Source organism: Saccharothrix longispora (assembly GCF_030852425.1).
GTDB lineage: Bacteria > Actinomycetota > Actinomycetes > Mycobacteriales > Pseudonocardiaceae > Actinosynnema > Actinosynnema longispora.
This window is the reverse complement of the sequence record NZ_NSDM01000004.1, coordinates 323,553-349,666: the sequence shown is the minus strand read 5'-3', so window position 1 is coordinate 349,666 and position 26,114 is coordinate 323,553. Positions and strand designations below refer to the sequence as shown.

At 74.3% G+C, this 26,114-nt stretch carries 24 protein-coding genes and 1 pseudogene; 15 read left to right on the top strand and 10 right to left on the bottom strand.

Annotation, left to right across the window (positions count from 1 at the left end; all coding sequences use genetic code 11):
* Positions 1-36: 36 nt before the first annotated feature.
* From CKY47_RS12445 to CKY47_RS12430, 4 genes are read left to right on the top strand one after another with little or no spacing between them, the layout of a single operon-like run.
* On the top strand, positions 37-1,167 hold the full coding sequence (locus tag CKY47_RS12445) for a LolA family protein (protein ID WP_306745885.1): 1,131 nt from the start codon (positions 37-39) through the stop codon (positions 1,165-1,167).
* A complete protein-coding gene (locus CKY47_RS12440) occupies positions 1,164-2,177 on the top strand; it encodes an ABC transporter ATP-binding protein (protein ID WP_306745884.1) in 1,014 nt (337 codons plus the stop codon). Before CKY47_RS12445 ends, CKY47_RS12440 begins: the two co-directional genes overlap by 4 nt.
* The gene (locus CKY47_RS12435) at positions 2,174-3,025 is read left to right on the top strand and encodes an ABC transporter permease (RefSeq protein WP_306745883.1); all 852 of its coding nucleotides are present in this window, start codon (positions 2,174-2,176) and stop codon (positions 3,023-3,025) included. The genes CKY47_RS12440 and CKY47_RS12435 overlap by 4 nt, the downstream gene beginning before the upstream one ends.
* 15 nt (positions 3,026-3,040) lie before the next feature.
* Positions 3,041-3,535, top strand: a complete 495-nt coding sequence (locus CKY47_RS12430; protein WP_306745882.1) for a GNAT family N-acetyltransferase — start codon at positions 3,041-3,043, stop codon at positions 3,533-3,535.
* Here CKY47_RS12430 and CKY47_RS12425 read toward each other — a convergent pair.
* From CKY47_RS12425 to CKY47_RS12415, 3 genes are read right to left on the bottom strand one after another with little or no spacing between them, the layout of a single operon-like run.
* Positions 3,525-4,496: an ABC transporter ATP-binding protein gene (locus tag CKY47_RS12425; RefSeq protein ID WP_306745881.1), complete on the bottom strand. Its 972-nt coding sequence runs from the start codon at positions 4,494-4,496 to the stop codon at positions 3,525-3,527. The two genes, CKY47_RS12430 and CKY47_RS12425, sit on opposite strands and share 11 nt — an antisense overlap.
* A complete protein-coding gene (locus CKY47_RS12420) occupies positions 4,496-6,082 on the bottom strand; it encodes an ABC transporter permease (protein ID WP_306745880.1) in 1,587 nt (528 codons plus the stop codon). Before CKY47_RS12420 ends, CKY47_RS12425 begins: the two co-directional genes overlap by 1 nt.
* An 11-nt stretch (positions 6,083-6,093) precedes the next feature.
* Positions 6,094-7,128, bottom strand: a complete 1,035-nt coding sequence (locus tag CKY47_RS12415; RefSeq protein ID WP_306745879.1) for a thiamine ABC transporter substrate-binding protein — start codon at positions 7,126-7,128, stop codon at positions 6,094-6,096.
* Positions 7,129-7,265: 137 nt separating this feature from the next.
* Between CKY47_RS12415 and CKY47_RS12410 the strand changes: the two genes are divergently transcribed.
* Positions 7,266-7,562, top strand: a complete 297-nt coding sequence (locus CKY47_RS12410; RefSeq protein WP_306745878.1) for a 4a-hydroxytetrahydrobiopterin dehydratase — start codon at positions 7,266-7,268, stop codon at positions 7,560-7,562.
* Here CKY47_RS12410 and CKY47_RS12405 read toward each other — a convergent pair.
* From CKY47_RS12405 to ychF, 3 genes and pseudogenes are all read right to left on the bottom strand, one after another.
* Positions 7,515-8,720 carry a mannosyltransferase gene (locus CKY47_RS12405; protein ID WP_306745877.1) on the bottom strand — a complete coding sequence of 402 codons (1,206 nt, stop codon included), beginning with the start codon at positions 8,718-8,720 and terminating at the stop codon, positions 7,515-7,517. The two genes, CKY47_RS12410 and CKY47_RS12405, sit on opposite strands and share 48 nt — an antisense overlap.
* A 339-nt stretch (positions 8,721-9,059) precedes the next feature.
* A pseudogene (locus CKY47_RS36895) lies at positions 9,060-9,200 on the bottom strand (type II toxin-antitoxin system prevent-host-death family antitoxin); the annotation flags it as partial.
* 59 nt (positions 9,201-9,259) lie between these two features.
* Complete coding sequence (gene ychF, locus CKY47_RS12400) at positions 9,260-10,339, bottom strand: redox-regulated ATPase YchF (protein WP_306745876.1); 1,080 nt, start codon at positions 10,337-10,339, stop codon at positions 9,260-9,262.
* A 79-nt stretch (positions 10,340-10,418) separates the two neighbouring features.
* Between ychF and CKY47_RS12395 the strand changes: the two genes are divergently transcribed.
* Positions 10,419-11,687: a DNA-3-methyladenine glycosylase 2 family protein gene (locus tag CKY47_RS12395; protein ID WP_306745875.1), complete on the top strand. Its 1,269-nt coding sequence runs from the start codon at positions 10,419-10,421 to the stop codon at positions 11,685-11,687.
* Positions 11,684-12,229 carry a methylated-DNA--[protein]-cysteine S-methyltransferase gene (locus tag CKY47_RS12390; RefSeq protein ID WP_306745874.1) on the top strand — a complete coding sequence of 182 codons (546 nt, stop codon included), beginning with the start codon at positions 11,684-11,686 and terminating at the stop codon, positions 12,227-12,229. Before CKY47_RS12395 ends, CKY47_RS12390 begins: the two co-directional genes overlap by 4 nt.
* 33 nt (positions 12,230-12,262) lie before the next feature.
* Here CKY47_RS12390 and CKY47_RS12385 read toward each other — a convergent pair whose 3' ends face one another.
* Entirely contained in the window at positions 12,263-13,105 is an 843-nt protein-coding gene (locus tag CKY47_RS12385; RefSeq protein WP_306745873.1) for a DUF6542 domain-containing protein, read from the bottom strand.
* Positions 13,106-13,143: 38 nt separating this feature from the next.
* Positions 13,144-14,079, bottom strand: a complete 936-nt coding sequence (locus tag CKY47_RS12380) for a DNA recombination protein RmuC (protein WP_306745872.1) — start codon at positions 14,077-14,079, stop codon at positions 13,144-13,146.
* A gap of 97 nt (positions 14,080-14,176) precedes the next feature.
* On the opposite strand from CKY47_RS12380, the gene CKY47_RS12375 reads away from it, so the two are divergent.
* From CKY47_RS12375 to CKY47_RS12365, 3 genes are read left to right on the top strand one after another with little or no spacing between them, the layout of a single operon-like run.
* Positions 14,177-15,319, top strand: a complete 1,143-nt coding sequence (locus CKY47_RS12375; RefSeq protein WP_306745871.1) for an exonuclease SbcCD subunit D — start codon at positions 14,177-14,179, stop codon at positions 15,317-15,319.
* The gene (locus tag CKY47_RS12370) at positions 15,320-18,208 is read left to right on the top strand and encodes an AAA family ATPase (protein ID WP_306745870.1); all 2,889 of its coding nucleotides are present in this window, start codon (positions 15,320-15,322) and stop codon (positions 18,206-18,208) included.
* Entirely contained in the window at positions 18,205-19,200 is a 996-nt protein-coding gene (locus CKY47_RS12365; RefSeq protein WP_306745869.1) for a hypothetical protein, read from the top strand. Before CKY47_RS12370 ends, CKY47_RS12365 begins: the two co-directional genes overlap by 4 nt.
* 187 nt (positions 19,201-19,387) lie before the next feature.
* On the opposite strand, the gene CKY47_RS12360 is transcribed toward CKY47_RS12365, so the two are convergent.
* Positions 19,388-21,364: an ABC transporter ATP-binding protein gene (locus tag CKY47_RS12360; RefSeq protein ID WP_306745868.1), complete on the bottom strand. Its 1,977-nt coding sequence runs from the start codon at positions 21,362-21,364 to the stop codon at positions 19,388-19,390.
* A gap of 334 nt (positions 21,365-21,698) precedes the next feature.
* On the opposite strand from CKY47_RS12360, the gene CKY47_RS12355 reads away from it, so the two are divergent.
* Positions 21,699-22,601, top strand: a complete 903-nt coding sequence (locus CKY47_RS12355; protein ID WP_306745867.1) for a PLL family lectin — start codon at positions 21,699-21,701, stop codon at positions 22,599-22,601.
* A 63-nt stretch (positions 22,602-22,664) separates the two neighbouring features.
* On the opposite strand, the gene CKY47_RS12350 is transcribed toward CKY47_RS12355, so the two are convergent.
* Positions 22,665-23,609: a 4-hydroxy-3-methylbut-2-enyl diphosphate reductase gene (locus CKY47_RS12350; protein ID WP_306745866.1), complete on the bottom strand. Its 945-nt coding sequence runs from the start codon at positions 23,607-23,609 to the stop codon at positions 22,665-22,667.
* A gap of 64 nt (positions 23,610-23,673) precedes the next feature.
* Between CKY47_RS12350 and CKY47_RS12345 the strand changes: the two genes are divergently transcribed.
* From CKY47_RS12345 to CKY47_RS12330, 4 genes are read left to right on the top strand one after another with little or no spacing between them, the layout of a single operon-like run.
* A complete protein-coding gene (locus CKY47_RS12345) occupies positions 23,674-24,195 on the top strand; it encodes a lipid droplet-associated protein (RefSeq protein WP_306745865.1) in 522 nt (173 codons plus the stop codon).
* On the top strand, positions 24,192-25,490 hold the full coding sequence (gene xseA / locus CKY47_RS12340; protein ID WP_306745864.1) for an exodeoxyribonuclease VII large subunit: 1,299 nt from the start codon (positions 24,192-24,194) through the stop codon (positions 25,488-25,490). Before CKY47_RS12345 ends, xseA begins: the two co-directional genes overlap by 4 nt.
* Entirely contained in the window at positions 25,471-25,878 is a 408-nt protein-coding gene (locus CKY47_RS12335; protein ID WP_306745863.1) for a sugar ABC transporter substrate-binding protein, read from the top strand. Before xseA ends, CKY47_RS12335 begins: the two co-directional genes overlap by 20 nt.
* Positions 25,875-26,084: an exodeoxyribonuclease VII small subunit gene (locus tag CKY47_RS12330; protein WP_306745862.1), complete on the top strand. Its 210-nt coding sequence runs from the start codon at positions 25,875-25,877 to the stop codon at positions 26,082-26,084. Before CKY47_RS12335 ends, CKY47_RS12330 begins: the two co-directional genes overlap by 4 nt.
* The last annotated feature ends 30 nt before the right edge of the window (positions 26,085-26,114 follow it).

Sequence of the window (26,114 nt, the reverse complement as noted above, 5' to 3'; positions counted from 1 at the left end):
CGGGCCGCACGGGGTTGCCCGGCAGGAGGAGGGGTCATGAACCGCAGGAGGGCGACGGTGGTCGCCGCGGCGGTCGGCGTGCTCGCCGGTGTCACCGGGCTGGGGGTGCTGGCGATGCCCGCCGGTGCCGGCCAGGCACCGGTGCTGCCGGAGGTGAGCGCCGAGTCCCTGGTGGAGTCGGTGGTCACGGCGAAGCCCGCCGCGTTCGGCGGGTCCGTCGAGGTGTCCAACGACCTGGGCGTCCCGGCGATCGCGGGCCTGCCCCAGCTGTCGGACGGGGACAGCGCGGTGCGGCTGTGGAGCGACGGCTCCGGCAGGGTGCGCGTCCAGCTGCCCGCCGGGAACGCGGAGAAGACGTTCGTCGACGACGGCACGACCGGGTGGCTGTGGGACTCGGCCGAGCGGACCGTGAGCAAGTTCCCGCACGGCGCGGCGCAGAAGCCGCAGGAGACGGCGGCGGCCGACCCGGTGGCGCTGGCGCGCGACCTCGTGTCCCGGCTGAAGGAGTTCAGCGAGGTCACCGTCGACGGCACCGCGCGGGTGGCGGACCGCCCGGCGTACGAGCTGGTGCTGTCGCCGAAGCCGGCGGAGAAGACGGTGCTGCGCGAGGTCCGCGTGGCGGTCGACTCGGAGCTGCGGGTGCCGCTGCGGCTGGCCGTGCTGACCAACGGCACGAACGCGCCCGCCGTGCAGGTCGGGTTCTCCGAGCTGAACGTCGGCCCGCAGGACGCGGCGCTGTTCTCGTTCACGCCGCCCGCCGGGGCGACGGTGACCGAGGCCGGGGTCGAGGGGCCGTCGGAGCGGGACAAGGCCGCCGCCGAGCAGGTGTTCGGCGAGGCGAACCCGCAGGTCGTGGGTGAGGGCTGGGACGTGGTGCTGACCGCGCGGGTGCCCGAGGGCGCGCTGGCGGCGTTCGCCGAGCAGGAGGGTGGGCGCACCGACCGCGGTCCCCGCCGGCCCGGTGCCGGGATGGGCGGCGAGATGGGTGGCGACACCGACGTGCAGGGCATGCTCCGGCAGCTGGGCAAGCAGGTCAGCGGCCCGTGGGGGTCCGGCACGCTGATCACCGCCCGGGTGGGTGGCGTGCTGATCGCGGACGACGGCCGGGTGGCGGTCGGCGCGGTTCCCGAGCAGGTGCTGGTGGACGCGATCGGCCAGGTCAAGTGACCACCTCGACCAGTGCGCGGGTGGAGTCGGCGACCGCCGGCTCCACCCCGGTCCTCGCGGCCCGGACGCGGGGACTGCGCAAGGTGTACGGGCGGACTGTCGCGGTCGACCGGGTGGACCTCGACGTGCCGCGGGGGGCGGTGCTCGGGATGCTCGGCCCCAACGGGTCGGGCAAGACCACCACGATCCGCATGATGCTCGGACTGGTGCGACCGACCGAGGGGGAGGTCGAGCTGCTGGGCAGGGCGCTGCCCGACGGGGCGGCGGCGGCGTTGCCGCACGTCGGCGCGCTGGTCGAGGGTCCGGGATTCCACCCGTTCCTGTCGGGGCGGGAGAACCTGCGGCGGGCGGCGGCCTTCGAGCCGCTGCTCGCCACCGGCGACATCGGGCGGGCCGTGGAGGACGCGCTGGAGCGGGTCGGCCTGGGCGCCGCCGCGCACCGCCGCTACCGCGGCTACTCGCTGGGCATGAAGCAGCGCCTGGGCCTGGCCGGGGCGCTGCTGGTGCGGCGGGAGCTGATCGTGCTGGACGAGCCGACGAACGGCCTCGACCCGGCGGGCACCCGCGAGGTGCGCAAGGTCGTCGCGGACCTGCACGAGGCGGGCAGCACGGTGGTCGTGTCGTCGCACCTGCTGTCCGAGATCGAGGCGACCTGCACGCACGTCGCCGTGCTGCACCGCGGCACGGTGGTGGCGCAGGGCGAGCTGGGTGAGCTGCTGCGGGCGGACGGCAGCTCGCTGCTGGTCACCACGCCGGACGTGGACACCGCGCTGAACGCGCTGCGCAACGGCCGCATCTCGGCCCGCCCGTCGGACGACGGGGTGCGGGTGGAGCTGATCGGCACGACCGCGCCCGTGGTGCTGGCGACGCTGGTCGGGGCGGGTGTGGCGGTGCACGAGGCGCGGCGGCACCGGACGGGCCTGGAGGACCTGTTCGCGCGGCTCACCGAGGCCGAGGAGTCCGAGCACAACCTGTCCGCGGTGGACACGATCGAGGAGGGTGCGCGATGAGCGCGGGTGTCGTGACGGGCGCGCCGGTCGCCACGCGGGCGCCGCTGGGCAGGCAGCTGCGCTCGGAGCTGCGGTGGATCGTCCGCAGGCCCCGCACCGTGATCGGGTTGGCGTCGCTGTGCCTGGTGCCGGTCCTGGCGGGCGTCGGCCTGTGGTTCGCCGCCGACGGCGAGGGCCCGGCCGGACCGGGGCTGGCCGCGATCATCGACGGCAACGGCCTGGTGCTGCCGGTGTTCACGCTGTTCCTGGCGCTGCCGCTGCTGCTGCCGCTGGTGGGGGCGATCTGGGCGGCCGACGGCCTGGCCGGCGAGGCCCAGCACGGCACGCTGCGCGGCCTGATGATCGCGCCGGTGGGCCGGTTGCGGCTGCTGGGGATCAAGGCGTTCGGCGTGGCCACGATGACGCTGGCCGCCGTCACCCTGATCGCGGTCGTCGGCGCGGTCGTGGGAGTGGTCCTGTTCGGCGGCGGGGGGATGCTCACGCTGTCCGGGTCGACGCTGCCGCTCGGCGCGGCGCTCGGGCGGATCGCGCTGACCGTGCTGCTGGTCACCGTGCAGGTGTGGGGCGTGGCGGCGATCGCGCTGGCGATCTCGGCGTGCACCGAGCACCCGCTGGTGGTGATGGCCGCGACCATGGCGGGCGTCATCGTGTTCGCGGTGCTGGGCGTGTTCCAGTCGCTGGACTGGCTGCACCCGTACCTGATCACCTCGGCCTGGGAGGGCCTGGTCGACGTCATGCGCGACCCGCTGCCGACCGGGGAGTTGTGGCGCAGCACCGCGCTGGCCGGGTGCTACGTCGTCATCGGCCTGTCGCTGGCGGCAATGCGGTTGGCCACGAAGGACAACTGAGCTGTACTGGGGCGCGTGGAGACGGAGCGGTTGGCGCTGCGCGCGTTCGTGGGGTCCGATGTGGACGGCGTGGCCCGGCTGCTCGGCGAACCGCGCGTCATGCGGTACGTCGAGGACGGCAGGCCGGTGCCGCGCCCGCGGGTGGAGGCCGAGGTCATGCCGAGGCTGCTCGCCGGGGGCTGGTGGGCGGCGCACGCGCGGGCGACCGGCGGGTTCGTCGGCTGGTTCGAGCTGAGCCCGGCGGGTGACGGCGTGGCCGAGCTGGGCTACCGCCTGCACCCCGACCACTGGGGCCGCGGGTACGCCACCGAGGGCGCGAGGGCGCTGGTGGCGCACGGCTTCGCGACTGGGCTGCACCGGATCACCGCGACCGCGATGGCGGTCAACACCGGGTCGCGGCGGGTGCTGGAGAAGGCCGGGCTGCGGTACGTGCGGACGTTCCACGAGGAGTGGCCCGACCCGATCGAGGGCTGGGAGCAGGGGGACGTGGAGTACGAGCTCACCCGATGAGGGCGATCCCGTCGTGGTCCACGGCGAGGCGCACCCGGTCGCCGGGCGACGGGGGTCCGGCGACCGGGGCGACCGCCTCGAACTCCTCCCCGTCCACGGAGACCAGCAGCCGCACGTGGTCGCGCCGGTGCACGCGCTCCAGCACGTCGGCGGTCAGCGGCCCGGCCGGGTCGACGCGCAGCGCGGTGGACCGCAGCCCGACCCGCGCGTCGACCCCCACCAGCTCGCGCGCCGCCTCGGGGTTCAGCACCCTGCCGCAGCCGAGGAACCGGGCCGTGTCGACGTCCGCGGGCCGCCGCCACACCTCGGTAGGCGCGCCCACCTGCGTGATCCGACCCGCCCGCATGACCGCCACCCGGTCGGCCAGGGTGAACGCCTCGTCGTGGTCGTGCGTCACCACCAGCGCGGTCGCCCCGGCCTCCCGCAGCAGCCGCGCCAGGTCCACCGCCAACTGCTCGCGCAGCGCCCGGTCCAGCGCCGACAGGGGTTCGTCGAGCAGCAGCAGCTTCGGCCGGGGCGCCAGCGCCCGCGCCAACGCCACCCGCTGCTGCTCACCGCCGGACAGCTCGGTCACGCGCCGCCGCCGGTAGCCGGCCAGGCCGACCAGCTCCAGCAGCTCGTCGACCCGCTTGTCCCGCGCCTCCCGCTCCACGCCCGCCATGCGCATCCCGAACGCCACGTTGCCCGCGACGTCCCGGTGCGGGAACAGCTGGCCGTCCTGGAACACCAGGCCGAACCCGCGCCGGTGCACGGGCGTCCCGGCCAGGTCCGCGCCGTCCCACGACACCGCGCCGCCCGACGACGGCTCCAACCCGGCCACCGCCCGCAGCAGCGTCGACTTGCCGCAACCCGACGGCCCGAGCAGCGCCACCACCTCGCCGTCCGCGATGTCCAGGTCCACCCCGGACACCGCGGTCACGTCCCCGTACCGCACGGTCAGGCCGGCCACCCGCAACGCCATCAGAACTCCCCGCCGCTCGGCACGCGCAGCCGCTCGATCGCGAGCACGGCCACCGTGGTCACCACCATCAGCAGCGCGCACGCCGCGTACGCCATCTGGCTGTTGAGCTGCCCGGGCCGCGACATGAGCCGCGCGATGACCACGGGCAGCGTCGGCGCGTCCGGGCGGGCCAGGAAGCTCGTCGCGCCGAACTCGCCGAGAGCCACCACGAACCCGAACCCGGCCGCCGCGACCAGCGACCGCGACGCCAGCGGCAGGTCCACCTCGCGCCACACCCGCCACGGGCTCGCGCCCAGCGTCGCCGCCGCCTGCCGCAGCCGCTCGTCGACCGCCCGCAGCACGGGCAGCACGATCCGCACCACCAGCGGCGTCACCACCAGCGCCTGGGCGAGCGGCACGAGCAGCGGCGACGTGCGGAAGTCGCCGGGCAGGGCGTCCATCGTGACCAGGTAGCCGAAGCCGACTGTCACCGCGGACACCCCGAGCGGCAGCATCAGCGCCGTGTCCAGGGTTTCCGCGAACCACGACCCGTGCCGCCGCAGACCCACCAGCACCACCGCCGACAGCACGCCCACGGCCAGCGCCACCAGCGTCGCGTCGGTGGCCACGCGCACCGAGTTCAGCGCCGCGTCGAGCCCGGTGACGGCGAGCGTGCCGCGCTCCCCCGTGCCCGCCAGCGCCCGGTACCCGTCGAGGCTCCAGCCGTCCCGGGTGGCCAGCGACCGCACCAGCAGCCCCACCACGGGGGTCAGCAGCAGCGCCACCACCAGCCACGCCGCCGCGACCACGCCCCACTCGCCGCCGGTCGGCCGGCGCGGCGGTTCGACGCGCAGCGGCATGCCGCGCTCGCGCCTGCGCCGGGCCGCGCCGCCGACCAGCAGCACCGCGACCACGGCGACGAACTGGAGCAGCGACAGCGCCGCCGCGCCGGACAGGTCGAACAGCTCCACCGTGCGCAGGTAGATCTCGGTCTCCAGCGTGCGGTGCCGCGCTCCGCCCAGCACCAGCACGACGCCGAAGCTGGTGGCGCAGAACAGGAACACCACCGACGCGGCCGACCCGATCGCCGGGGCCAGCGCGGGCAGCGTCACGGCGGTGAACGCCCTGGGCCGCGACGCGCCGAGCGCCCGCGCCGCGTCCTCCGCCCGTCGGTCCACCCGCGCCCACAGGCCGCCGACGGTGCGGGCGACCACGGCGACGTTGAAGAACGCGTTGGCCAGCACGATGGGCAGCACGCCGCCGTCCGGCCACAGCGCCCGGAACGCCAACCCCACCACCACGGTCGGCAGCACGAACGGCACCATCACCGCCGCCCGCACCACGCCCGCGCCGCGCACCCGGCACCGGGCCAGCAGGAACGCCACCGGCATGCCCGCGACCAGCGCGAACAGCGTCGCGGCGGCGGCCTGGCCGAGGGTGAACCCGACCAGGTCCCACGTCGCGCCGTCGCCGAGGACCCGCAGGACACCGCCCTCGCCGAACCCCAGGCCCACGATCGCCGCCACCGGCCAGGCGAAGAACACGCCCAGGAACGCCAGCGGCACCAGCGCGGCCAGGGACCAGCCGAGGACGGGTCGGGCGACCACGCGCGGGCGGATCAGCCCTGCACGATGGTGCGCCACTCCTGCACCCACCGCTCCCGGTTGGCGTCCACCTCGTCGGCGGGCAGCGAGCGCGACGACGTCGGCAGCGGGGCCGCCTTCGCCCACGCCTCGGGCAGCGCCACGCCCTCCCGCGACGGGTAGACGTACATCTGCCCCGGCACGTCGGCCTGCACGGCCTCCGACAGCAGGAAGTCGACGACCTTCTTCGCGTCCTCGGGGTTCTTCGCGCCGTTCAGCACGCCCGCGTACTCCACCTGCCGGTAGCAGGTGTCCAGCAGCGCCTTGGTGCGCGGCTGCCCGTCGTCGCCGATCTCGGCCGACGGCGAGGACGCGTAGGACACCACGATCGGGCGCGGCCCCTTGCCGCTGGAACCGGAGAAGTCCTGCGTGTACGCCTCCTCCCAGCCGCTGACGACCTTCACGCCGTTGGCCGCGAGCTGCCCCCAGTAGTTCCGCCAGTCGGCCTCGCCGAACGTGGCGATCGTGGCGAGCAGGAACGCCAGGCCCGGTGACGAGGTGGCCGGGTCCTGCACGACCAGCATGTCCCGGTACTCCGGGTCGGCGAGCTGGGCGAGCTGGGTGGGTTCGCCGACGTCCTCCAGGGCGGCGACGTCGATGTTGAGGCACACGTCGCCGACGTCCACCGCGTGCAGCCGGTTCGGCGGGTCGAGCCGGTAGCGCTGCGCGCCCTTGTCGGCCTCCGGGCTCGCGTGCTCGGCGAACACGCCCTCCTCCAGCGCGCGGGACGCGAAGGTGGAGTCGACGCCGAACGCGACGTCGCCGATCGGGTTGTCCTTGGTCAGCACCAGCTTGTTGGTGACCTCGCCCGCGTCACCGCTGGCCAGCGGCTTGACCGTGATGCCGGTGTCGGCCTTGAACCCGTCGAGCAGCTCCTGGGACAGCGCGAACGAGTCGTGCGTCACCAGAGTCACCACCCGCTCCTGGTCCGCGGGCGCCTGGCCGGTGGTCACCGAGCAGCCCGTGAGCAGCGCGAACGCGGTCGCGGCGGTCAATGCGCGTCGAAGCATCATCTCTCCCTACACCGGCATGACCCGGATCAGGTGTGGACGGTCGAAGGCTCGCGCGCCTTCCTCTCAGCCCGGCGCAGCACCGGACTCCCGTGGTGAACGCGCAGCCTACCCCGCCCGGTGGCACGATCGGGTGCATGGCCGAACTGCTGACCGACGACCAGGTGACCGCCGCGCTGACCTCCCTGCCCTCGTGGAAGGCCGAGGGGAGCGCCCTGGTGCGCGTCGTGGAGCTGGAGAGCTTCCCGCGGGCGATCGACGTGGTGAACCGGGTGGCGGAGATCGCCGAGCGGGTGGACCACCACCCGGACATCGCGATCCACTGGCGCACGCTGACGTTCCGCTGCTGGACGCACGTGCGCGGCGGGATCACCGCCCTCGACGCGTCACTGGCCGAGGAGATCGACTCGGTGCTCGACGACGGGCTCCGGTGACCTCCGCCGCAGCACCACGGCGATCGTGACGAGCGTCAGCACGCCCACCGCCGGGTACACCCAGCCCAGCGCCGAGTAGTACCAGGGTCGCGGGATGACCCAGATCGACGGCTGGGCGTTGAGCAGGAACGAGATCAGGTAGCTGCCGATCGCCGCGACCCACGCGAACGCCGTCACGGTCGCCAGCACGTGCCGCGCGCGGTAGGTCGACCACATCAGGGCGGGCACCGCCCACACCCAGTGGTGGCTCCACGAGATCGGCGACACCAGCAGGCCGAGGAGCTGCACGGTGACGATCATCGCCAGCACGTCCCGGGCCTTCACGGCGGCGTGCAGCGCGAACCCGGTGAGCACCGCCGCCGCCGCGACCGCCGCGAGGAAGACCGGCCCGGTCTGGATGTCGTGACCGAGGGTGCGGCTCAGCGCGCCGCGCAGCGACTGGTTGATCGCCGACCCGACCGGACCGACGCGCGTGGCGTCGCCGAGCAGGTGGAACCAGTACTCGGCGGACAGCCGCGGCGACACGACCCACGCGAGGCCGACCGTGCCCGCGAACGCGACGACCGACCACACCGCGGCCTTGTACTGCCTGGTGACGAGGAAGTAGAGGCCGGAGATCGCGGGCGTCAGCTTCAGCCCGGCGGCGATCCCGACGCCCGCGCCCTGCTTCCAGGCGGTGGCGCTGACCAGCGTCCCGACCAGCAGGGCGGCCAGCACGAGGTTGATCTGGCCGTAGTTGAGCGTGGTGCGGACCGGTTCGACCCAGATGAACAGGCCCGTCCACAGCAGCGCGCGGCGCGGGTCGTCGCGGCCCGCGAGGCTCAGCGACTTCTTCGTGAGGTACCAGAGGCAGGCGAGGCTCAGCAGCTGCCAGGACCAGCGCGCCACCCCCCACGGCACCCAGGACAGCGGCACGAACACGATCGCCGAGAACGGCGGGTAGGTGAACGGCAGGGCGAACTGGTCGGAGAACTCCTTCAGCCGCCACTCGTAGAGGCCGCCGGTGAACAGCTCGGGCGAGGCGTTGCGGTAGACCATCAGGTCCACCATGGTCATCTTCGTCTGGAAGGCGACCATCGCCAGGTGACCGAGGACGGACAGCCCGAACACCCACGGCGCGAGGACGAGCACCCGGCTCTCCAGTGCGCGCAGTCCCACCCTTACCTCCACGATCGTGTGAATTGCACGACTACCGGGCCACGAACCGGGGTACCCGGACGTCAAGACGAGTGGGAGATCAATACCGCAAGGGGATTCGCATGACCGCCGACATCGTCGTGTTCACCGTCTCGGCCCTGGGCATGCTGGCCACGGCCGGGGGCGTCTTCGCCCTCGCGCGCCACAGCCGCAACCAGGTGCGCTGACGACACCAGACAGTACCTCGGGCCGGTCCACCATCGGGTGGGCCGGCCCGAGGTCGTTCCCGCCCCACCCGGGCCGACCGGGTGTGCCATACGCCTTGAGCAGGCGACGGGCGTTGAGCAGGTAGGAGCCCTTCCGGAGAGCCGTGCAGTCCTCGGCGGACATCAGGACGGCGTTCCCGTGCTCGGAGACGACCTCGACGACGTCGTGGTCGTCGTCGACCTGTTTGATCAGCCGGAACAGTTCCCTGCGCGCCTCGCTCGCGGTGATGGACATGCCGCGCCCCATCCAGTGGTACTGGACATCGCGCCACTGGACGTGCCTCGATGACCGGGTCAGACGTTGAAGCGGAACTCCACGACGTCGCCGTCCGCCATCACGTAGTCCTTGCCCTCCATGCGCACCTTGCCCGCCGCCTTCGCCGCGGCCATCGAGCCCGCTTCCACGAGGTCCTCGAAGGAGACCACCTCGGCCTTGATGAAGCCCCGCTCGAAGTCCGTGTGGATCACGCCCGCCGCCTGCGGGGCCGTCGCGCCCTTCGGGATGGTCCAGGCGCGCGACTCCTTGGGACCCGCCGTCAGGTAGGTCTGGAGGCCCAGGGTGTGGAACCCTGCCCTCGCCAACGAGTGCAGCCCCGGCTCGTGCTGGCCGATCGACTCCAGCAGCTCGCGGGTGGACTCCTCGTCCAGCTCCAGCAGCTCCGCCTCGACCTTGGCGTCCAGGAACACCGCGTCCGCCGGGGCCACGAGTTCGCGCAGCTCCTTGAGCTTCGCCTCGTCGGTCAGGACCGACTCGTCGGCGTTGAACACGTACAGGAACGGCTTGGTGGTGAGCAGGCTCAGCTCGCGCAGCAGCGCGCCGTCGACCTCCGACTGCGCGGAGAACAGCGTCCGGCCCGAGTCGAGGATCTCGCGGGCCTTGACCGCGGCCTCCAGCACCGGCCGCCGGTCCTTCTGCATCCGCGCTTCCTTCTCCAGGCGCGGGACGGCCTTCTCCAGGGTCTGGAGGTCGGCGAGGATCAGCTCGGTGTTGATCGTCTCGATGTCGGAGCCCGGGTCGACGCGGCCGTCGACGTGGATCACGTCCGAGTCGTCGAACACGCGGATGACCTGGCAGATGGCGTTGGCCTCGCGGATGTTCGCGAGGAACTTGTTGCCGAGGCCCGCGCCCTCCGACGCGCCCTTCACGATGCCCGCGATGTCGACGAACGACACGACGGCGGGCACCTCTCGCTCGGACCCGAAGATCTCGGCGAGCTTGCCGAGGCGGGCGTCCGGCAGCGGCACCACGCCGACGTTCGGCTCGATGGTCGCGAACGGGTAGTTCGCCGCCAGCACGTCGTTGCGCGTGAGGGCGTTGAACAGGGTGGACTTGCCGACGTTGGGCAGGCCGACGATACCGAGGGTCAAACTCACGGGGGGTGAGTCTACGCGCACCAGGGCCGTGTCCGATTCCCGCGAGACCACGCCCGGAAGCCCTGGCAGAGTTGGCCGCGTGCTCCTCGACGACGAACGCGCCTACCGGGCGGTCGCCGCCCGCGACGCCCGCTTCGACGGCTGCTTCATCCTCGCGGTGCGCACGACCCGCATCTACTGCCGGCCGTCCTGCCCCGCGGTGACGCCCAGGCGCCGCAACGCCGAGTTCTACCCGACCGCCGCCGCGGCCCAGTCCGCCGGCTACCGGGCGTGCCGCCGGTGCCTGCCCGACGCGGTGCCCGGTTCGCCGGAGTGGAACCTGCGCGCGGACCTCGCGGCCCGCGCCGTGCGGCTGATCTCGGACGGCCTGGTGGAGCGCGAGGGGGTGCCCGGCCTGGCCGCGCGGCTGGGGTACTCGGAGCGGCACCTGACCCGCGTGCTCACCGCGGAGCTGGGGGCCGGTCCGCTGGCGCTGGCCCGCGCGCACCGGGCGCACTCGGCCCGGCTGCTGATCGAGACGACTGACCTGTCGTTCGCCGACATCGCGTTCGCGGCGGGGTTCGCGTCCGTGCGCCAGTTCAACGACACGATCCGCGCGGTGTTCGCGGCCACCCCGTCGGCGATGCGGGCCAGGCGCGTGCCCACCGGCAACGCGGGCCGCATCACGCTGCGCCTGCCCTACCGGCCGCCGTTCGACGCCGAGGGGCTGCTGGCGTACTTCCGGAGCACCGCCATAGCGGGCGTGGAGCACGTCACGGAAGACGCCTACGCACGTTCGCTGAGGCTTCCCCGCGGCACCGCGACCGTGCTGCTGGAACCGGTGGACGGGCACGTCGCGTGCACGCTCCGGCTGTCGGACCCCCGGGACCTGGGCAGCGCGGTCAACCGGGTCCGCCGCCTGCTCGACCTGGACGCCGACCCGGTGGCCGTGGACGACTTCCTGGCGGGCGACCCGGTGCTGCGCCCGCGCGTGCTGTCGAGGCCGGGCATCCGCGTGCCGGGCAGCGTCGACGGGGCGGAAACCCTGCTCAGGGCACTCGGCCACACCGCGCCGGGCGAACCGCTGGAGCACCCCGACGGTCCCGTCACCCACCTGTACCCGAGGCCGGCGGCGATCGACTCGCCGGTGGCGCGGGCCCTGGCCGACGGCACGCTGCGCGTCGACGTGGGCCGGGACGCCGACGAGCTGCACGCCGAGCTGTCCGCGTTCCCCGGCATCGGGCCGGACGTCGCCTCGTACGTCGTGATGCGCGTCCTCGGCGCACCGGACATCCCCCTGACCAGCGAAGACCCCGCGTGGCGCCCGTGGCGCTCGTACGCGGCCATGCACCTGAGGAGGACCGCGTGACCACCGCCCGCACGACCGCCGCCCGCACCGGCGCCACCCGCACCACCGCCCACGTGTCCGCGACCGACACCCCGATCGGCCCGTTCACCGCCGTCGTCGCCGCGGACGGGGCCGTCCTGGCGAGCGGCTGGACGACGGACGTGGCCGAACTGCTGTCCAAGGTCGCCCCGCGCCTGCGCCCGGCGAACCTGGTCGAACGACCCGACCTGGGCGCGGTCACCAGGGCCGTGCGCGCCTACCACGACGGCGACCTGGCGGTGATCGACGACGTCCCGGTCCGCCAGGAGGGCGGCGCGTTCACCGCGGGGGCGTGGCGGGCGCTGCGCACCGTCCCGGCGGGCGAGCCGATCAGCTACGCCGGGTTCGCGCTGCTCGCCGGACGCCCGTCGGCGGTCCGGGCGGCGGCGGGCGCGTGCGCGAAGAACCCGGCGACCCTGTTCGTCCCGTGCCACCGGGTGGTGGCGGCGAACGGCCCCGGCGGCTTCCGCTGGGGCGCGGAGGTCAAGGGGTGGCTGCTCGCGCACGAGGCGCGCGCGGCCTGACGAGCGGGCCGGCGGTCGGTCCTCGTCGCGCGGTCAGTCCTCGTCGCGCGGGCGGGGCTTGCGCTGCGGGGGACGGCCCTCGCGGGACGCCGGGCGACGCGGCCGGTCGGCGGGGGCGGCGCCGTCACGGGGGCGGGGGCGCTTCGGCCGGTCCTCGTCGTCGGCGGGCGCGGTCGGGCGGCGTCGGGGCGGGGCGTCGTCGGCGGCGGGACGGGGCCGCTTCGGGCGGTCCTCGGGAGCGGGCTTCTCGCGGGTCGCCTTCTCCCGCGCGGGACGCTCGCGCACGGGCTTCTCGCGGGCCGCCTTCTCCCGGACGGGCTTGTCGCGGACCGGCTTCTCCCGGGGCGACTTCTCGCCGACCGGCTTGCGCCCGGCCTCGCGCTTCTCGTCCTTGGTGAGCCGGTTCGGGTCCTTCTGCGTCGACACCCGCACGACACCGAGCAGCACGGTGACCGCCGTCGTGAGGGCCATCGCCGGGAACCCGTCGATCAGGGGCTTGCCCAGGTTGAGGCCCAGCGAGGTGAGGCCGCCGGACGGCACCCCCGAGGTGAACACCACCAGGGTGGGCACCACGATCGCCAGGACCAGCGGCGGCTGCACGACCGGGCCGAACATCGACCGGCGCTCGACGAACACCACCGCGCCGACGCAGCCCACGAAGAACGCCACCGCGAACGCCCAGCCGACGGTCGCCGCCGACGAGCCGAGGTCAACCCAGGCGCCGACGACGGCCACCACGAACGCGATCGCCACCGCCGCCCACCAGGGCAGGCCCCGGAAGCTGCCGAACATGGCGCGGTCGTTCCAGCGGACGACGTCCTCGAACTCGTCGTCCTCCGGGTCGCTGCGCGAGTCGTCGCGCGTTGCAGCGGTCACCAACACTCCTCGTCCGGACGAACCCCCGACACACTCTATTACGCCTCGCGGGCGTCCAAGGGTGCACCGAGGGACTCGTCGTTCCTGCGCACGAGCGGCAGCGGGGTGACGTCGGACGACGCGTTGCTGAGCGGCTCCACCGCCGCCCGGAAGCCCTCCAGCGCGTCCAGCTCGCGCCGCCGCGCCGACAGGAACCGCTGGAGGTGCGTGCTCGACAGGTTGACCGCGTCGATCGCGCCGTCGGCCGCCCGGTGGGCGCGCCCGGCCGCGTCCCGCACCCGCTCCACGTCCTCGGCCAGCGCCCGGTCGGTCACCGCGAACATCGCCGCCGACGCGATCACCGCGAACCCGGTCGGCCCGCACAGGAACACCCGCCGGTCCAGCAGCCAGCGCAGCAGCTCCGGGTCGGTGTCCAGGGCGGCGACGACCGCGCCGTCGTTGGGCACGAACATGATCGTGCCGTAGATCGCGTCGGCCCACCGCTGGTAGCCCTTGCCGGCCAGCTCGGCGGCCCGCGACCGGATGTTGCGCACGTGCACGCGCAGCGCGTCGACGCGTTCCCCCGGGTCGTCGGTCTCCACCGCCTCCGCCCACGTGGCCATGCTCATCTTCGCGTCCACCGGCACCTGCCTGCCGCCGCCGACGTTGAGCACGAGGTCGGGCCGCACCGAGCCGCCGCCGGCCACGTCGACCTGCACGCTGAAGTGGATGCCCTCGCGCAGGCCGAGCATCCGCGCGGTCTCCACCAGGACCTGCTCGCCCAGCTCACCGCGCCCGCTCACGGACGAGAACGCCACCTCGTAGCGCTGGAGGGCAGCCCACTGGGCGTCACCGCGCTCGCGTTCGGCGGCCACCGCCGCCAGCGCCGCGTCGGTGCGCCGCACGCTGTCCTGGTAGAGCCGGTAGAGGAACAGGAGGGCACCGGCGAGCAGGAGCGCCACGACCACCGCCGCCGTGCTGAGGACCGCTGTCACCCCCCGATCATCGCGCACCCGTGTCCGATCACACGTTCGAGCGACACGCCGAGCCGGGTTACCGGCGTGTCGCCCGCACGCGCCTACCGTGGCCGGCGTGAAGATCCTGCACACGTCCGACTGGCACGTGGGGCGCACCTTCCACGGCCGTGACCTGCTGAAAGAGCAGGAATCGGTGCTCGGGGGGCTCGCGGACGCGGTGTCGGACGAGCGGGTCGACGTGGTCGTGGTGTCCGGTGACCTGTTCGACCGGGCGGTGCCGAACGCCGAGGCCGTCGCGGTGTGCTCGCGGGTCCTCAAGCGGATCAGGCACGCGGGCGCGCAGATCGTCGTCACGCCCGGCAACCACGACTCGGCGGCACGGCTGGGGTTCCTCGGCGCGTTCGCCGAGGCCGGCGGCCTGCACCTGCGGACGCGGATCGCGGAGCTGGCCGAGCCGGTGCTGCTCGCCGACGACCACGGCCCGGTCGCGGTGTACGGCATCCCGTTCCTGGAGCCGGAGACGGCGCGGCACGCGCTGGGCGTGCCGGACGCGAAGGGCCACGGCGGCGTGCTGACCGAGGCGATGCGGCGGGTCCGGGAGGACCTGGCGGCCCGACCCGGCGCGCGTTCGGTGGTGCTGGCGCACGCGTTCGTCACCGGTGGCGAGCCGTGCGAGTCGGAGCGGACCATCGCGGTCGGCGGCGTGCAGGACGTGTCGGGCTCGGTGTTCGCCGGGGTCGACTACGCGGCGCTGGGCCACCTGCACGGGCAGCAGACGCTGGCCGACCACCTGCGCTACTCGGGCAGCCCGGTGGCGTACTCGTTCTCCGAGGCCCGCCACACCAAGCAGGTGTGGCTGGTGGAACTGGGGCCCGAGGGCCTGGCCGGCGTGGAGGGGCGGGCGCTGCCGGTGCCCCGGGAGCTGTCCGCGCTGACCGGCGCGCTGGACGACCTGCTGCTGCGGCCCGAGCACGACGCGGTCGTCGACCACTTCCTGTCCGTGACGCTGACCGACCGGGTGCGCCCGCTGGACGCGCTGCGCCGCCTCCAGTCGCGGTTCCCGCACGCGGTGCACGTCGAGTGGCGGCCGGAGGGCGGGCGGCCCGGCGAGCTGCGGTTCGCCGAGCGCGTGCGGGGCCGCACCGACGAGGAGGTCGCGTGCTGCTTCCTGGAGGACGTGCGCGGCGACCGACCCGGCGACCGGGAACTGCTGCTGCTGCGCGAGGCGTTCGCCGCGGCGGCCCGTGAGGAGGACTAGGTGAAGCTGCACCGGCTGCTGGTCAGCGGGTTCGGGCCGTACGCGGAGCAGGAGGAGGTCGACTTCGACCGGCTCGGCGGTGACGGCCTGTTCCTGCTGCACGGCGACACCGGCGCGGGCAAGACGACGCTGCTCGACGCGGTGGCGTTCGCGCTGTTCGGGAAGGTGCCGGGCGCGCGCGGCGACGTGAAGCGGCTGCGCTGCGACTACGCGCGCGCCGAGACCGCGACGTTCGTGGAGCTGGAGCTGACCGTGCGCGGCAGGCGGTTCCGGCTGCGCCGCGCCCCCGAGTACGACCGGCCCAAGAAGCGCGGCGGCGGCGTGACGCGCCAGCAGGCGCAGGTGTCGCTGACCTGGGTCAGCGGGTGGGACGGCGAGGGCCACACCCGCATCGACGACGTGGCCCGCGAGGTCGAGGGCCTGGTGGGGATGACCGCCGAGCAGTTCTTCCAGGTGGTGCTGCTGCCGCAGGGCGAGTTCGCGCGGTTCCTGCGCGCGGAGACCGCCGAGCGGGAGAAGCTGCTGGAGAGGCTGTTCGGCACCGAGCGGTTCCTGGACGTGGAGAGGTGGTTCCGGGAGCGGCGGCGGGAGGCGGGGCAGGAGGTCGAGCGGCTCGGCCGGGTGAACCAGGGCCTCGTGCAGCGGGTCGCGGAGGCGGCGGCCGAGGAGCCGCCCCCGGTGGGCGACCACGAGTGGCTCAGCTCGCTGCTCAAGCGGTTGGACGAGGACGGCCGGGAGGCCGAGCAGCGGGCCGCGGCGGCGCTGGCGGACCGGGCCGCGGCCGAGCGGGTGTGGCAGGACGCGCGGGCGCTGGACGAGCGGGTCCGGCGGGTGCGCGAGGCGCGGCGCTCCCTCGACCGGTACGCGCGGGTGGAGCCGGAACTGCGGGTGTGGGTCGCGGAGCGCGACGCCGCCCGGCAGGCGGCCGTCGTGGTGCCCGCGCAGGCCGCCGCGGAGCGGTTGGCGCGCGCGCTGGACGCCGCCGTGGCGCAGGAGCGCGCGGCGGCCGGCGCGGTGGCGGCGTTCGGGTACGCCGACGACGGGACCCCGGACGACCTGCGCGGCGACGCGGAGCGGTTGCGGGAGGAGTCCGGCGCGCTGACCGGCCTGGCCGCCGAGGCGTTGAAGCAGGACGACGACCGGCGGCGCGTCGCGTACCTGGACCAGTCGATCGCGACCGCGTCGCGTGACCTGGCGTCGCTGGTGACGCAGCTCGACGAGGTGCCCGCGCGGCTGTCGGCGCAGCGGTCGGCGGTGGACGACGCGCGGGAGGCCGCCGCCCGGCTGACGCAGGCCGCCGGGCTCGCGGCGGCGGCCGTGGAGCTGCCGCGCGTCGAGGCGTCGTTCCGCGCGGCCGACGAGGCGCGGCGGGCGGCCGTGGACGAGCACCAGCGGGCCCGGGACGGGCTGCTGCGGGTGCGGCAGGAGCGGCTGGAGGGCATGGCCGTCGAGCTGGCGGGCAAGCTGCGCGCGGGCGAGGCGTGCCCGGTGTGCGGGTCGGCCGAGCACCCCGGACCCGCGCGGCCCGTGCCGACGACCGTGACGGCGGTCGACGAGGACGCGGCGGCCGACGCGGAGCAGCGGGCCGCGGGCCGGCGCGCGCGGGCCGAGCAGGAGGCGCAGAAGCTGGAGGTCCGGTTGGGCCACCTGCGCGAGCAGCTGGGCGACCGCTCCCCCGACGAGCTGGAGCGCGAGCACCGGGCCGTGGCGGCGCTGGCCGGGCAGCTGGAGGCGCGGCGGGCGGAGCTGGCGGAGCTGGAGCGCGAGGTCGAGGCCGCGCAGGACCGGCGCGGTCGCCTGGAGCGGCAGCTGGAGCGGGAGGGCGCGCAGCGCGCCGAGCTGGTGGCGGCCGTCGAGGAGCGGGGCGCGCGGTTGGAGGAGGCGCGCGGCGACTTCCCGGACGTGGTGGCCCGGCGGGCGCACCTGTCCGGCCTGGCCGACGCGCTGACCGACCTGCACGCGCGGCGCGTCGCCGTGGCCGAGCACGAGGAGCGGTTGGCCGAGCAGCGGGTGGAGGTGTCGCGGCTGGCGGCGGACGCCGGGTTCGCCGACGTCGCCGAGGCCTTGGCGGCGGCCCGCCCGAACGACGTGGTGGCCGCCCTGGAGGCCAGGGTCCGCGACGCGGAGAAGTCGCGGACGGCGGCCGAGAGCACGCTGGCCGAGCTGCCCGACGTGGACGCCTCCGCCGAGGTGGACGTGGCGGGCGCCGAACGGCTGTTCCGGGAGGCCACCGAGGTGGCGACGAGGGAGTCCGGGGCGTGGGAGGAGGCGCGGCGGCGCGCGGCGCGGGCCGGGGAGCTGGCCGCGCAGCTGCACGCGGCGTGGGCGCGGCTGGAGCCCGTGCAGGCCGAGTACGCCGAGCTGGACGCGCTGACCGACGTGATCAACGGGCGGGGCCAGAACTCGCGCAGCATGACGTTGCGCACCTACGTGCTGGCGGCGCGGCTGGAGGAGGTCGCGGCGGCCGCGAGCACCCGCCTGGAGCACATGAGCCAAGGTCGCTACCGGTTCGTGCACTCGGTCGAGGCCGGTCCGCGCGGCACCCGGGGCGGCCTGGGCCTCGACGTGCTGGACGACTACTCGGGGCAGCGCCGACCGGCCAAGACGCTGTCCGGCGGCGAGTCGTTCCTGGCGTCGCTGGCGCTGGCGCTGGGCCTGTCGGACGTGGTGGCCGCGGGCGCGGTGCTCGACACGCTGTTCATCGACGAGGGCTTCGGCACGCTCGACGCGGAGACCCTGGAGCTGGTCATGACCACGCTCGACGAGCTGCGGGCGGGAGGGCGCGTGGTGGGGCTGGTGTCGCACGTGGAGGAGCTGCGGCAGCGCATCCCGACCCGGTTGCGGGTGCGCAAGGCGCGGGCGGGTTCCACGCTCGAACTGACCGCGTGAGACGCCGGTTGTCGCGCGTCGCCCGGTGGGTGGCGGTGCTCGCGGTCCTCGTGGTGCCGGTGGCGAACGCCGCCGCGCTGTGGCGGTTCTCGGGCGCGTGGTGGCACGGCGCGCTGACCGGCGACACCGTCGTCTGGGGGCTGCCGCTGCGCAACTGGGCGCGGATCGGGAAGCTGCTCCAGTTCGTCGCGGGCGCCACCGTGGTGCTGAAGCTCGTCGGTTCCGAGCGGTTCTCCGCGTGGGGCGCGCGGTGGGACGAGCGCCGGGACCGCGCGCTGGCCCGCGCGGAGCGGGCCATCGCCCTGTACCCGCTGGCGTCGCTGCGGCGGGCGATGGAGGACAGCCTGGTCCACCTGCACTTCCAGCCCGGCCCCGGCGGTGAGGGCGTGGCGCGCTGGGAGGTGTCCACGAGCGGGCCGCCGGCGGTCGGCACGGCCCCGCTCGCGCAGGCCGACGTCGACGCGTGGCACCCGGGTGCGGCGGAGGCCGTGGCGGCGGCGCACACCTGCGCGCCGCACCCGCCGGACGTGTGCGAGGCGCAGGTCGACGCCGCCCGCGCCGCGGTAAGCGGGTTCCTGCGCGACCGGCTCGGCCCCGAGCGGTGGGAGGAGCTGGGCGGCGCGGGACAGGACGCCCTGGACGTCCGGGAGGGTTTCTTCACGATGGTGGGGCTCCTCCTGTCCGTCCTGCTGCTCGTGGCGATGCTCCACCTGGCGAGCCCCGGGTCGGAAATCCCGGTGCTGCCGGCCGCGGCCGTCCTGCTGTGCGCCCTGGCGATCGCGGCGGTCGTGGGCGACGCGGACCGCCCGCCCCGCACACCGCGTGGCGTGGCGGTGTTCCGGGTCGTGGTGCGGCTGCGGACCGCGCCCGTCGCGGCCCTCATGCGACTGGCGGCGACCGTGCTGGTCAAGGCCCGGCCGAGCCACGCGGTGGAGTGGTTCGCGTTCGTCGCCTTCGTGGTCGGGTTCGGCCTGGACTTCGCCGCGTCCTGACCACGCTCGCGGGGCGCGGGGCCCACTCGTCCACCAGCCCCGCGTCGGGCCGGCCGTCGTCCTCGGCGGGACGGGCTTCGCCGCGCCGGACCACGGCGGCGATCCGAGGTGCCACCTCCCCGGTGCGATCAGGGTCGGGTTCCGCGGACGATTCGCCGGCGGTCCGTCGGACGGCCTCTTCGGCGGTCTATTCGGCGGCGGGGGCGAGCAGGCCACCCCGGTACGCGGACGCCTGGAGCTCGAACAGCTCGTGGTAGTGGCCGCGCAGGGACATCAGCTCCTCGTGCGTGCCCTGCTCGACCACGCGGCCCTGGTCGAGGACGACGATGCGGTCGGCGTTGCGGATGTTCGCCAGGCGGTGCGTGACGAGGATCGTCGTGCGGCTCGCCGTCGCCTCGCGCAGGCCCTCGAAGACGCGGGCCTCGGCCTTGGCGTCCAGGGCGGCCGTCGGCTCGTCGGCCACCAGCACCGCGGCGTCGCGGAACATGCCGCGCGCGATCCCCATGCGCTGCCACTGGCCGCCGGACAGGTCCTGGCCGTCGTTGAACTGCCGGGACAGCACCGTGTCCGGACCGGCGGGCAGGGTCGCGAGCACCTCGTCGGCCCCGGACTTCACGACCGCCTCCTCGTAGGCGCGCTCGTCGTCGCGCCCCAGCCGGCCGACCGTCACGTTGTTCCGCGCGGTCATCGGCCACTGCGCCGGGTCCTGCGCGATCACCGCGATCGACGAGTGCACCGACGTCGGGTCCGCCTCCGCGAGGTCCACGCCGTCCCACCGCACCGCGCCCGACGACGCCGGGTACAGGCCGGTCAGCACCTTGCCCAGGGTCGTCTTGCCGGAGCCGTTCTCGCCGACCAGCGCGATCACCTCGCCCCGGGCCACGGTCAGGTCCACGTCCCGCAGCGCGGGCTTCGGGGCTCCCGGGTAGGTGAACGAGACCCCGTCCAGGGTGATCAGCTCCGGGTCCGCGGGCGCGGTGGTCGGCGAACCGCCCCGCACGCGCCTCCCCTGGGCCCGTTCCGCGCCCTCGACCAGCAGCTTCTTGTAGAAGTCGATGTAGAACGAGTCCTCGTACAGGCTGTTCACGGCGCGGGTCGTGCTCGCCAGCGACGAGAACCCGGTGCGCATCGCGAGCACCGCCGTGCCGGCCAGCGCCAGCTCCATCGCGCCGGTGTGCAGCAGCAGGCCCAGCACGAGGTAGGCGGCGCCCGTGCCGACGCCCGCCAGCGCCCGCCCGGCGAGGCCGACCAGGTTCGTCCGGTGCGCCATGCGGATCTCGTCCACGACGAGGCTGTCGGAAATCCGCCGGTGCTCCGCGAGCAGCTGCTCCTGGAGGGTCAGCGCGTGCCGTTCGAGCGCGAAGTCCCGCTCGGTGGCGACCTCCTCGACGACGCCCTTGCGCGTGTTGCGGGTGACCGAGCCGAGGAAGTGCTCGTAGCGCATCTTGGACGCGCGGGCCGCCGCCCAGGCGTTCGCGAAGGCCGCCAGCAGCAGCGCCGGGGCCAGCCACGGGTTGAGCACCGCGACCGTCACCACCGCCGCGACCAGCGAGATGCCGCCGGACAGCAGCGCGGCCAGGTAGCGGAGGCTGGTCTCCAGCGACCGCACGCCCCGCCGCCCGCCCTGCCGGGCCAGCTCGCGGAAGTCGGCGTCCTCGAACGCCAGCAGCTCGGCCCGCACGAGGACCGCGGTGACCTCGTCGTTGGCGGCCCGGGTGACGCGCGGGCGCAGGCTGCTCTCGACCGCGGACACGGCCGTGTCCAGCAGGGCGCGCACGACGAACGAGCCGATCACGACGGCGAGCGCGGGCAGCGCCTGCACCAGCCGGTCGGGGGTCGGCTCGTCGCGCAGGAGGGCGGAGAACACGTCGGCCGTGGCGAGCAGGCCGAACGCCGTGACGCAGCCCGAGAGGACGTGCACGACGCCCGCGAGGACGGTGAGGCGGGGCGAGGTGCGCCACGCGACGCGCGACACCATCGCCACCGCCGCCGGCAGGCTGCGCAACGCCTTGCCGAGGCTCACCGACGTCTCGCCGGAGCGCCGGCGCGCCCACTTGGGCGTGGCGACGTTCTCGACGCCGATCAGCGTGGTGCCCGGCGCGGTGCTCGACGTGGCGCTGCTCGACGTGGCGGTGCTGGTGGTGTTCGACCCGGCGGGACCCATCCCACCAGGAAACGCGAACCCCCGTTGTCCGCCAAACGCTTTCGCCGTCGGCGCAGCCGGACGGCCGCGCGGGCCGGTGGTCCGCGGTCGCCGACCGGCCCGCCGGGACCGGTCCCCCGCTCGGGGTTCCCCCGCTCGATCCAATTCATCCCGGGAAACAGCGCTCGGTAGTCGACCCATCCGAACAAAGGCATTTCTGCGGAGATCTCCGGCCATAGCGGGTGAATAAATGTTCAGCCTTTGAAACCATACAAAGGTGTTACGTTGCATTTGTTTGAGGAAGGAATCACCGCCCGACGGAAGGAAACCAATGCGTTCCGCATTCGCAAAATCCGTGATAGCCATCCTCCTGCTGTCGTTCTCACCCGGTGTCGCCACGGCCGCCGCCGAACCCGGGCGGCACGTGCAGGCGGAGGTCCAGGCGGAGAGGCGCTGGTCCGGCTGGGAGGACCTCGGCGGCGCGGTCACGGCGGGCCCGGCGGTCTCGTCCTGGTCGGCCAACCGCCTGGACGTCTTCGTGAGGGGCACCGACTCCGCGGTGTGGCACAAGTGGTGGAACGGTGTCTCGTGGTCCGGCTGGGAAAGCCTGGGCGGCAACATCATCGACAACCCGGCCGCCGTCTCCTGGGGGCCCGACCGCATCGACCTGTTCGGCAGAGGGACGAACAACCACCTGTGGCACAAGTGGTGGAACGGCTCCTCGTGGTCCGGCTGGGAGGACCTCGGCGGCGTCATCACCGCCGGCCCTGCCGTCTCGTCCTGGGCCGCCAACCGGCTCGACGTCTTCGTCAAGGGCGCCGACAACCACCTGTGGCACAAGTGGTGGAACGGCTCCTCGTGGTCCGGCTGGGAGGACCTCGGCGGCGTCATCATCGACAACCCGGCCGCCGTCTCCTGGGGCCCCGGCCGCATCGACGTCTTCGGCGAAGGCACCGACAACCACCTCTGGCACAAGTGGTGGAACGGCTCCTCGTGGTCCGGCTGGGAGGACCTCGGCGGCGTCATCACCGCCGGCCCGGCCGTCTCGTCCTGGGCCGCCAACCGGCTCGACGTCTTCGTCAAGGGCGCCGACAACCACCTGTGGCACAAGTGGTGGAACGGCTCCTCGTGGTCCGGCTGGGAGGACCTCGGCGGCGTGTTCCTGCACAACCCCGCGGCCGTCTCCCGCGGACCGGACCGCATCGACGTCTTCGTCGAGGGCACCGACAACGACCTGTGGCACAAGCGGTGGTCCTGACGGTCCGAGCCCCGGGAGGAGCGGACCGCCGCGGCGGCCCCCGGTCCCCCCGGGGCTGGTCCGTCAGCGCACCATGTCCTTGCGCAGCTCGCGCGGCAGGGCGAAGGCGATCTTCTCGTTCGCCGTCGTGATCTCCTCGACCTGCCCGTAGCCGCGCTCGGCGAGCCACTTCAGCAGGTCCATCACGAGGATGTCCGGCACCGACGCGCCCGACGTCACGCCGACCGTCGTCACGCCCTCCAGCCACGCCTCGTCGACCTCGCGGGCGTAGTCGACCAGGTACGACGCCCGTGCGCCCGCCTGGAGCGCGACCTCGACCAGCCGCACCGAGTTGGACGAGTTCTTCGACCCCACGACCAGCACCAGGTCGCACTCGGGCGCCATCGTCTTCACCGCGGTCTGCCGGTTGGACGTGGCGTAGCAGATGTCGTCCGACGGCGGCTCCTGGAGGTCCGGGAACCGGTCCTGGAGCTGCCGCACGCGCACCATGGTCTCGTCGACCGACAGCGTGGTCTGCGACAGCCACACCACCTTGGACGGGTCGCGCACCACGACCTTGTCGACGTCCTCGGCGGTGTCGACCAGCTGGATGTGGGACGGCGCCTCGCCGTAGGTGCCCTCGACCTCCTCGTGGCCCTCGTGGCCGATGAGGAGGATGTCGTAGTCCTCGCGCGCGAACCGCTTGGCCTCGTTGTGGACCTTCGTGACCAGCGGGCACGTGGCGTCGATGGTGCGCAGCGAGCGCTCGGCCGCCTCCTCGTGCACGGCCGGCGACACGCCGTGCGCGGAGAACACCACCAGGGCGCCCTCGGGCACCTGGTCGGTCTCGTCGACGAAGATCGCGCCGCGCGCGGACAGCGTCTCGACGACGTGCTTGTTGTGGACGATCTCCTTGCGCACGTAGACCGGCGCGCCGTACTGCTCCAGCGCCTTCTCGACGGTCACGACGGCGCGGTCCACGCCGGCGCAGTAGCCACGCGGCTTGGCCAGGAGCACTCGCTTGTCCATGGCGTCCAGGGTACGGCGTGCCGGATGTGGGCATCCGCCGCCCGACTGCGGCAGGCTGTACGGCATGAAGCCACTGCCGTTGCCCGTCCGCCTCGCCGCGGGACTGGCGGTCACCGCCGTCGAGCAGGCCAGGAAGCTGCCGCAGCAACTCGCGGGGCTGCCGGTCACCGTGGTCAGCGAGGCGTTGCAGCTGTCCATGCGGGTCCAGCAGACGGTGACGGAACTCGCAATCAAGGGTGACGACGCGCTGTCCGTGCTCCGGCCGGTGGACGACGAGCCCGAGTGGGCGACGTTCGACGAGGACGAGCCGGACGACCCCGCCGACTACCCGCACGGGTCGGACGACCTGGACGGGCCGGACGACGACGGCGACCCGTGGGCGCGGGAGGAGCGGGCGCTGGCCGCCGAACCGCCCGCCGCGCTGCCGGACTACGACGCGCTGACGCTGCCGCAGCTGCGGGCGAAGCTGCGCTCGCTGACCGCCGAGGAGCTGGAGCAGCTGCTGGCGCACGAGCGCACGCACGCCGCGCGGCCGGAGTTCACCGGGATGCTGACCCGGCGCCTCGCGAACCTGAAGGACCGGTGAGCGACGAGAAGTCCAGTCCCGAGAACCCGTGGCCGGTGCGGACGGTCGCGCGCAAGATCTTCGACTGGATCAACCGGCTCGGCGACGTGTGGGTGGAGGGCCAGGTCACGCAGCTGAGCGCGCGACCGGGCACGTCGACGGCGTTCCTGACCCTGCGCGACCCGTCGGTGGACATGTCCATGCAGCTCACGGCCCCGGTGGGGCTGGTGCGCGAACTGGGGCTGACCGAGGGCGGCCGGGTGGTGGTGCACGGCAAGCCCAACTTCTTCCCCAACCGGGGGACGCTGAGCCTGCGCGTGGACGAGATCCGGCAGGTCGGCATCGGCGAGCTGCTGGCCCGCATCGAGCGGCTGCGCAAGCTGCTGAACGCGGAGGGCCTGTTCGACCCGCGGCGCAAGCGGAGGCCGCCGTTCCTGCCGAACAAGATCGGCCTGATCACCGGGCGGGCGTCGGCGGCCGAGCGGGACGTGCTGACGAACGCGCACGCCCGCTGGCCGGGCGCCCGGTTCCGGGTGGTGAACGTGGCCGTGCAGGGCGCGTCGGCGGTGCCGGAGATCCTGACCGCGCTCGCGACCCTGGACCGCGACCCCGAGGTGGACGTGGTGGTGCTGGCGCGCGGCGGCGGCAGCGTCGAGGACCTGCTGCCGTTCTCGGACGAGGCGCTGTGCCGGGCGGTGTCGCGGTGCCGCACGCCGGTGCTGTCGGCGATCGGGCACGAGCCGGACACGCCGCTGGTGGACCACGTGGCGGACGTGCGCTGCTCCACGCCGACCGACGCGGGCAAGCGGGTCGTGCCGGACGTCGCGGAGGAGGCCGAGCGCGTCCGGCAGATGCGCGACCGCAGCCGCCGCGCCTTGCACGGGTGGGTGGACCGGGAGCGGAAGCTGCTGGCCGCGCTGCGCACCCGACCCGCGCTCGCGGACCCGCACGGGCCGCTGGACCGGCGCGCCCAGGAGGTCGACCAGCTGCGCGAGCGGGTCCGCCGGGCGATCCGCAACCGCCTCGACTCGGAAACCGCCGGGCTGGTGGCGACCACGGCGCGCTTGACGACCCTCGGACCTGCCGCCACGCTGGCCCGCGGGTACGCCGTGGTGCAGCTCGTCACACCCGAGGGGGTGGACGGCGTGCTCCGTTCGGCGGCCCAGGCGCCGGCCGGGACCCACCTGCGGGTGCGCGTGGCCGACGGGGCCGTGCACGCGGTCGTCGGCCCCGGTGGCCGGGCGGACGGTGGCCGGGCGGACGGCCCCGGTGGTGGGGTGGAGGAAGGAGGCGGTGGTGCCGAACCCGGCACGTGAGCCCACGTTCCTGCCCTTGACGATGGCCGCCGCGGGCGGGGCCGGGGACGAGGGCGCCCGGGCGGTGCGCGACCGGGCCGAGTCGGCCGACCGGGCCGCGGCCGACTGCTGGCTGTCCCTGGTGGCGGGCTGCACGTCGGGCCGCCAGGCGTTGATCACCAGCCTGCACGACCTGTCCGAGGCGACGTGCGGCTACGCGGGCCTGCGCTGGTGGCTCGGGCACGGCTCGCTGCACCGGCGGCGGGTGTCCGACGCCGAGCACCGCATCGACGACGCGGTGCGCGAGGGCGACGGCGCGGAGTTCGCCGAGGCGTTCATCGGCTACGACCAGGCCGTGGCCACGGTCGTGGTGCACGTCCAGAACCGATTGGGGAAGTCAGTCACGTGAGCGAGCAGGGCTACGAGCAGGCGAGGGACGAGCTGGTGGAGGTGGTCCGCCGGTTGGAGGCGGGTGGCCTGTCGCTGGAGGAGTCGCTGGCGCTGTGGGAACGCGGCGAGGCCCTGGCGAAGACCTGCGAGCAGCGGTTGGCGGGTGCCCGCGAGAGGATCGATCAAGCTCTCAGTGTGACCGAGGAGGACGTCGCTCAGCCCTGACGCGACCCCCGCGACGTGCGAGGATTGGTC

Bases quoted from the DNA above. Each gene is read 5' to 3' on its own strand.
- CKY47_RS12445 (WP_306745885.1), top strand. From the start codon at position 37: ATGAACCGCAGGAGGGCGACGGTGGTCGCCGCGGCGGTCGGCGTGCTC.
- CKY47_RS12435 (WP_306745883.1), top strand. From the start codon at position 2,174: ATGAGCGCGGGTGTCGTGACGGGCGCGCCGGTCGCCACGCGGGCGCCG.
- CKY47_RS12425 (WP_306745881.1), bottom strand. From the start codon at position 4,496: ATGGCGTTGCGGGTGGCCGGCCTGACCGTGCGGTACGGGGACGTGACC.
- CKY47_RS12415 (WP_306745879.1), bottom strand. From the start codon at position 7,128: ATGCTTCGACGCGCATTGACCGCCGCGACCGCGTTCGCGCTGCTCACG.
- CKY47_RS12410 (WP_306745878.1), top strand. From the start codon at position 7,266: ATGGCCGAACTGCTGACCGACGACCAGGTGACCGCCGCGCTGACCTCC.
- CKY47_RS12360 (WP_306745868.1), bottom strand. From the start codon at position 21,364: ATGGGTCCCGCCGGGTCGAACACCACCAGCACCGCCACGTCGAGCAGC.
- CKY47_RS12350 (WP_306745866.1), bottom strand. From the start codon at position 23,609: ATGGACAAGCGAGTGCTCCTGGCCAAGCCGCGTGGCTACTGCGCCGGC.
- CKY47_RS12345 (WP_306745865.1), top strand. From the start codon at position 23,674: ATGAAGCCACTGCCGTTGCCCGTCCGCCTCGCCGCGGGACTGGCGGTC.